The following is a 1,060-nucleotide window of genomic DNA, read 5'->3' as shown; positions in this document are numbered from 1 at the left end:
CCGCGGTCGCGGCGGCGCACCCGGAAATAGCGCGAAATGGTGTAGGGGCTGTTCCAGACCGACTTGATCAGCCACCACAGGATCATCACCGCCGCGACAACGGCGACCACCGCCACCGCCGCCACCATCAGGCTGACCTGATACTGGTAGCCGTTGAAGGTGATGACCATGTCGCCCGGCCGGTCCGCCAGCCAGGCAAAGCCTAAGCCCAGCGCGAAGACGACGGCGAGGAAAAGCAGGATTCGGATCATCGCCAGTTCCTCACGCCTTCATCGCGCCTGATATCAGCGCATCGATCAGCGTCTCGACCTCGATGCGTGCCTTCAGCTTGCCGGCAAAATCGGCGCCGGCCGCCTTTGCAGGCGCGGGCAGCGTCTCATATTCGGTAAGCGCCTTGGCATAGTCGCCCTGATTGACCGCCACCTCCATGCGCGCAATGGTTTCCGGCGCGCCGGCGCCCTGGACAGCGCCGATCGGCCGGACCTTGACCAACGATTCGGCGCTCGACAGAAGGTTCTGCAGGAGCCCGGCATTTTCGTCGACGGGCGTGGCCGCCGCGACCATGGCGTTGGCGGCGGCATCCATCTGCGATGCGATCTCGGCGCGAGTCTGGACGCCCTTTTGCGCGTAGGCGCGCAGAGCCGCAAGCTGCGGCGCGTCCGGCGCGATCGCGGCGAAGGTCTCGAGTTCGGCACCAAACGGCGCGCCACGGTCGAGCGCCGCCTTCAGTGCCGAAGCGGCGATGGCGAGCGCGACCTTCGGCTGTCCGGCCTGCGCCTCGACTTTCCCAGAAAGCTGCGACACCGACTGCTCCAGCGCGGTGAGCCGGCCGTCCTGCTTCGCCGCCGCCTCGCCGGCCGATTTGACCAGCGCATCGAGGCCAGCCAGCCTTTCATTGAGCGGGCCGAGATCGACTGGAGCCGGGTTGCCGGCCTTGCCTAGCGCCGCAACCGCCGTCTCGATCTGCCTGACCTTGTCGCCAAGCGCGGCCAGCCCGGCATTGTCGCCCGCTCCGCCTTGCTCGACCGCCGATTTGAGCGCCGCGACATCCGTCCTGACC

Annotated in this window: 2 protein-coding genes; both read right to left on the bottom strand. The window is 67.5% G+C overall.

Annotated features, from left to right (window positions below; genetic code table 11):
- A partial coding sequence (locus tag FJ980_RS33955) for a heme biosynthesis HemY N-terminal domain-containing protein (protein ID WP_281406370.1) occupies positions 1-251 on the bottom strand: 251 nt, incomplete at its 3' end.
- A gap of 10 nt (positions 252-261) precedes the next feature.
- The coding region (locus FJ980_RS33950; protein WP_246676700.1) for a mitofilin family membrane protein at positions 262-1,060 on the bottom strand (799 nt) is incomplete at its 5' end.

This window comes from Mesorhizobium sp. B1-1-5, from assembly GCF_006443065.1.
Taxonomy (GTDB): domain Bacteria; phylum Pseudomonadota; class Alphaproteobacteria; order Rhizobiales; family Rhizobiaceae; genus Mesorhizobium.
Note: the sequence above shows the minus strand (reverse complement) of the source record. Positions and strands in the feature narration are given on the sequence as shown.